This is a genomic window from Methylobacterium sp. B1 (assembly GCF_000333255.1).
Taxonomy (GTDB): domain Bacteria; phylum Pseudomonadota; class Alphaproteobacteria; order Rhizobiales; family Beijerinckiaceae; genus Methylobacterium; species Methylobacterium fujisawaense.
The window spans coordinates 1-5,414 of sequence record NZ_BACT01000499.1 but is presented as its reverse complement, the minus strand read 5'-3'; the positions used below and the strand labels follow the sequence as shown (position 1 = coordinate 5,414).

At 66.1% G+C, this 5,414-nt stretch carries 5 protein-coding genes and 1 pseudogene; 2 read left to right on the top strand and 4 right to left on the bottom strand.

All coding sequences use genetic code 11. From position 1 onward, the window contains the following. On the bottom strand, positions 1–972 hold a 972-nt coding region (locus I53_RS14555), incomplete at its 3' end, for a hypothetical protein (protein ID WP_051044821.1). 193 nt (positions 973–1,165) lie between these two features. After that, the gene (locus I53_RS14550; RefSeq protein ID WP_043351879.1) at positions 1,166–1,564 is read right to left on the bottom strand and encodes a hypothetical protein; all 399 of its coding nucleotides are present in this window, start codon (positions 1,562–1,564) and stop codon (positions 1,166–1,168) included. Between the two features lie 606 nt (positions 1,565–2,170). On the opposite strand from I53_RS14550, the gene I53_RS14545 reads away from it, so the two are divergent. Beyond that, complete coding sequence (locus I53_RS14545; protein WP_251982320.1) at positions 2,171–3,331, top strand: O-antigen ligase; 1,161 nt, start codon at positions 2,171–2,173, stop codon at positions 3,329–3,331. A 144-nt stretch (positions 3,332–3,475) separates the two neighbouring features. Beyond that, positions 3,476–4,162, top strand: coding sequence for a glycosyltransferase family 25 protein (locus I53_RS14540; RefSeq protein ID WP_374701326.1), 687 nt, complete (start codon positions 3,476–3,478; stop codon positions 4,160–4,162). A gap of 346 nt (positions 4,163–4,508) precedes the next feature. Here I53_RS14540 and I53_RS14535 read toward each other — a convergent pair whose 3' ends face one another. Then, a complete protein-coding gene (locus I53_RS14535; protein WP_251982319.1) occupies positions 4,509–5,036 on the bottom strand; it encodes a hypothetical protein in 528 nt (175 codons plus the stop codon). Beyond that, positions 5,033–5,414 (bottom strand): annotated as a pseudogene (locus I53_RS14530) (peptidase M48); the annotation flags it as partial. The gene I53_RS14535 and the pseudogene I53_RS14530, both read right to left, overlap by 4 nt.

Sequence of the window (5,414 nt, the reverse complement as noted above, 5' to 3'; positions counted from 1 at the left end):
CGGCCGGACCGGATGGCGCACGTAGGCGCCGTCGCCGGTGCCGCGATACACCCAGGTGCCGCCCTCTCCGTGGACGACGGCATCCTCCGGCACGAGGACGCCCTTGACCGCGCGGGACGCCGGCAGGAACGCCATCGTGCTGGTGCCGGGCAGGAGGCCGCTCTCGCCGGAGACCAGGTAGAAGAAGCTCTGCCCTTGGATCCGCGGATCGGTCCGCGTCGCGGGCGAGACCGGCCGGAGGGCAACCCGCGCGCTCTGGGGCGGCACCTCGGCGAAGGCGGCCTGCGGCGCTTCGGGAAGCGTCTCCCCGGGCGGTAAGGTGACCTGCATGAGGAAATCGGTCCGCTCGATCAGGCGCGTCACCAGCGGAGACCGCTCGATGATCGCCTTGCCGAGCACCGAACCCCATTCCTGGCGCGCCGTGGCGGCGAGCGTCCGCAACTGCGACTCCGCCACCGTCATCGACGCCTGATCGGTCAGGAGCGTGCCCTCGGCGGTTTCGATCTGCGCCACCGCCACCACGCCGGCGCCCAGGTTACGGGCCCGGCGGGCAGCACTGGCCGAGACTTCGACACGGGCGCGCGCCGTCTGGAGCGCCGCGACGGCGCCCGCATAGCTGTTGGTGAGTTCGGTGATCCGGGCGAGGTCGAGGACGCTGCCGTAGGCGGTCAGCTCCTGCCGGTGAAGCACGGCCGGCCGTGACTCGGCCACGAGCCCGATCCGCGCGCGCTCGATTGCCGTCAGCCGCACCACCGTCCGTCCATCCTCGACGGCGGTGCGCGGCGCCGGAAGCTGTGCCGCTGCAGGTGGACCATCGCGCCAATCGGGGACGAGCGCCGTTGCCCGCGCCCGCATCTCCGCGATGATCGGGCCCGCATCCGCCCGCAGCCTTTGGCCCGGTGGCGTGACGGCGAGACCGGCCGCGGCGAGCACCATCCCTCCGATGAGCAGCATCGCCCGGCGACCACCCACGTCGCACTCCTCCCTTAACCTCGATTGCCGAATCTACCCGGTTTCGATGCCAGATACACCCGAACTTGGCCGGTTCAAACCGGATCGCTCGATCGGGAGCCCGGGTTCGCCGCGGCCGGAGGACAGGAACGAAAAAGCCCGCCTCGACACTGCGAAGCGGGCTTTCATAGAGCGGGAAAGGGTACGGTTCGGATCAGCAGCCGTCGTCGGAGACCGGAGCGGTCTGCCTGTCAGCAGCGGCCTTGTTCATGGCGCCCACCGTGCCGGGCGAGGCGGGCTGCTGGCCACCGGCCAGATTCGCGGCAGCCGGGTCCGTCGACTTCGACTTCGCGCCCGCATCGGTCGGGGCCTGCCGATCCGCGGTCTGCGTCGCGCCGGCGTTGTTCATGGCGCCGACCGTGCCGGGCGAGGCGGGCTGCTGGCCGCCGGCCAGATTCTTGCTCGACTTGTCGACATCGGAGCTGTTCGGGTTGGAAGCCTGCTGATCAGGGGTCTTCGATTTTGTGGTTCCAGTGCTGCACGGGGCCGCGAAAGCGGGACCGGCAGCGACGGCCAGAAGCGCAACCGCGCCCGCCAGACGTGAGACCTTCATCAAACGCTCCTCCAAGATTCAACGAACGTCCAAGTGCCTAATCGTCCCATGAGTTCCGTGCCGATTGTCTAAGATCTTCAAAACGGTCGGGTCCGATCGGGACATCTGCGCGTTTGACGTGCCCCGAGCTGGTGAAAACAGACCTTCGTCGCAGGGGGGCGCGCATGGGTCGCCCCGCCGGGCCTGGGTGCGGCATCGTAACTCGGGCGGTGCTGCCGGAGCGTGATCCGGCGTCGGTTCGGTCGATCGGAGGCGTCCGCCGCGCGAGCCGCCCCTACCTCGTTTGGCCGAGTTCAGCGCCCGCATCGGTCGGGCTAGCGTCGGATCGCGAGGGGCCGAGTCCGCGGCTGCGTCGGGCCGTAGAGGGCTCGCGCGTCCGAGATGGCACCGCCTCATCCGGGGACCCGAGATCGAACGATGGCGTTTCCACGCGACTTGGCCACCCTCGAAACCGGACATGCGGCGGGCGTGGCGTGGTCACCGTTCGGCCCGTCCGGCGTCGGTCCTCGCTGGAACGGCGCGGCGCGCGACGAAGGCGCGACCGATGCCATGCCGAAGCTCGGCGTCGCCGCCATCCCGTGGATCGCCCTGTTCGTCTTCGCGCCCGTGATCGGCGAGCAGATCAAGCTGCCGGGTCTCGAAAGGCTGATCTGGGCCTGTGCCGATCTCGCCGCCCTGGTGTTCCTGGTCCTGCGCCGCGACCTTGCCGCGACCCTGTTCGGAAGTCGGTTGCTGCTGCTGACTTGGCCGCTCCTGGCGATCGTGTCGGCTCTGTGGTCCCTGACACCCGGCCTCTCGGCCTATTACGGATTGCAATTGCTCGCGACCATCGTGGCCGGCATTGCGCTGCGCACCACGATGGGTCTGTCGCGCATTATCCGGATTGTCTTCCTGGGTCTTCTGTTCGCTCAGATCCTGTCGGCCATCCTCACGGTCGTGGCCCCGAGCCTCACACGCGGGATGAACGGCGACTGGGCCGGCATCTATTCACATAAGAACGTTCTGGGCTCCATGGCGAGCTTGCAGATCCTGTGCGCAGCCTGCCTGTTCCTCCAGGGTTGGAACCGACTCCTCACCGCTGTGGGGTTCGGCCTCGCGCTGGCGCTTCTCGTGGCAACCCACTCGGCCACGGCGCTGGTGGCGGCGATGGTGGGACTGGCGCCCCTTGCCGCGATCTTCGCGTGGCGGCAGGGCAAGCACGTGACGGGCTTCTGCCTCGGCCTCGTCATCGCACTCGCGGGCATTGGCATTGTCGTGCTCGCCGCGCGAGGCGCAGACATCTCGGCGAGCCTGCTCTCCGACCTCGGCAAGGACAGGACGCTGACGGGCCGTACGATCCTCTGGCAGTTCGGACTCGATCAATTCTGGCGCGAGCCGCTGATCGGTGTCGGATACAGAGCTTACTGGGACAGCCCGCTCACAACGGCCGCATATCTGCATTTCGTGACCAAGCAAAAGCTTTGGTTTTTCCACAACAACTTCATCGACGCCATCGTCGCGTTCGGCATCGTCGGTCTCATCGTCTTTACGGTGACATTCCTCGATATGGGGCGCCGGGTTATCGCGCACTTCGCGCGCTCGTCCGGATATGTGGAGGCTTGGCCGATCCTGTTCATGAGCCAGCTCTGCGTCCTCATCTGCCTGGAATGCCCGCTCTTCATCAATCACGGTCTGCACCAACTCCTGTTCGCGGCGCTCTTGCCGGTCATGGGGTCAGGGAACGTCGCGGGGCGGATGATTCATGGGCGTGCGGCCTTTCGGGCTTGAGCCGTGTCTGACTGTGGCGGCGGGGCCTGGACGCGGGCACGAACTCCGTCGGCCCCCCGTCTCGTGAGCCGGCACCACACAGAGGTGAACACGATGTATTGTTTTGGAATTTCCTTGCGTCGTTTTCCGGAACGGCACGCGTACATCTCCCGTCATCTCGCCGCAGCCTGGGGGCCGGATTTCGAGGTTGCCGGGTACGAGGGCGCGGTCCCGGATCCGCGCGTTCCGCCCCCGCCTCATCTGTCGCCTGGGCAGATCGGCTGTGCGATGTCCCACATGGCCGCCTACGAACGCCTGATCGCCCGCGATCTGCCGTATGCGCTCATCGTCGAGGATGACGTCGTCCTGCCGCCGCAGATCCACGGGATCGTGGCTGGCATCGAGGCCGCCCTTCGACCGGGCGATGTCGTCTTGATGTTCAACTGGCCGAAGAACATCGGGGTTTTCAGTACCGTCGATGCCGTGCCGATCGGCAATCACCGCTTGTGCTTGCCCATGCAGATGAGCGGTCTCGGCTCCACGGCAGCCTATGTGATCACGCGGGAGGCCGCCGAGGGAATCCTGCGCGTCAATCGACCCGTCGTGGTCACGTCAGACAACTGGAACTATTTCTTCGAGAACGGCGCACTCACACGCGGTCGCGTGGTTTCACCGAATGTTGTCGCCTTGAAGCCGTTCGAGTCCACGATTTTCGTGTCCGGCTCGAAGCTCGGCGCATTCTTGAAGAGCAATGCCCTATTCAAACCCCTGCTTGCTGCGCGGCGCAGGGTCCTGACGGAAAAGATGCCCGTCAATATGACCTTCACGAACGAGATTTCACCCTTCGCGTGACATGAGCCGTACCCGAGCCCGGATCGGGTCGAAGGAAAATTCTACGCTGTCTTTACGATTTTAAGACTGGCTGCGCAGGCTGCCCGTCCGTCAAAAATATTTAAACAAATTAGTTTTATGTGCATTAATACTGGATGACCATACGTTTCAATGAGGGTCTGTCCGGGTCTGTCCGGGTCTGTCGCTCCACCTGTCCGCCGTGATGCGCGGCGGAAGCGTCCGCTCGACGTTCGCAGCCGGAGGCCGCCATCCGCCGCGGCGAAGACCAGCATCCTGTCCCGTCGACGGCTTGCGCAGCGGCAGCCCCCCTGATCGCCCGGTGTGGTTCGGCCGAGCGGTTTGCCGGTCACATGGCGACCCGGAAGGCCGCGCGCCCGTTGCGGATGATCGACACCAACGCTCCGACGATACAGGCCAAGATGGCTCCATCGATCACGAGAAGGGTGATGGTCCGATTCCATAACCGGTCGAGACCGAGATTTGTGGTGACGATATCGGGCCGCGCCGGGTCGGCCATCACCACGAGGTCGAAATTGGCGGCCTGCGGGCCGGAGAAGACGTAGTTCACCCGCCGTGTCGTGCTGCCCCGAGGCGTGGATAGCGTCAGTGTCGCATTGCAGATGTGGATGACGAGCTTGGCGTTGCACTTGCCATCTGCCACCCGTGCGCGCGGGACAGGCTGCGCCGTCTCGCGGACCTGCCAGTCCGAAATCAAGACAGGCGCCGTGTAGAGCGCGCTGGCTACCAGGATGCCGCTGAACAGGACGAAGCCGAACAGCACTCCGAAGATCACGGTCCAGCTGGTGCGCTCCGATGGCAGCCGCAGGGTTTCCTCGGCCTCTGTCTTCGCAGGGGGAGTCATGGCGATCCTCAAGCAGGATGGGTTTCGAGAGGGACGGCGGGGGTCGCGATCGGCGCACGTTCGGGCAAAAGGCGGCGAGCCTGATGGGCCGCTTGATAGCGGGCGATCAGATCGGCGAAATCCTGCGGCTTCATCTTGCGCGGCAGCCCGACCGTGAGGGTCACGATGCGGCGCTTGGGGTCGAGCTTCATCGCGTGCCGGCCTGGTGCCCGCTCCGGCCAGTCGGCGCCGGGCGGCAGCAACAGCCGCATTGCGATCCCGCCGCGGCTCAGCGTCATGTCGAGATCCGCGATGGCCGCCCAGGGTATCACGCGGTCGAGGCCCGGCGCCGTCAGCCCGGTCGGACTCAGGATCAATGTGATCGGCTCCCCCCGCGCCAGCACGAAGGTG

Coding starts and splice junctions, on each gene's coding strand:
- I53_RS14550 (WP_043351879.1), bottom strand. CDS start 1,564: ATGAAGGTCTCACGTCTGGCGGGCGCGGTTGCGCTTCTGGCCGTCGCT.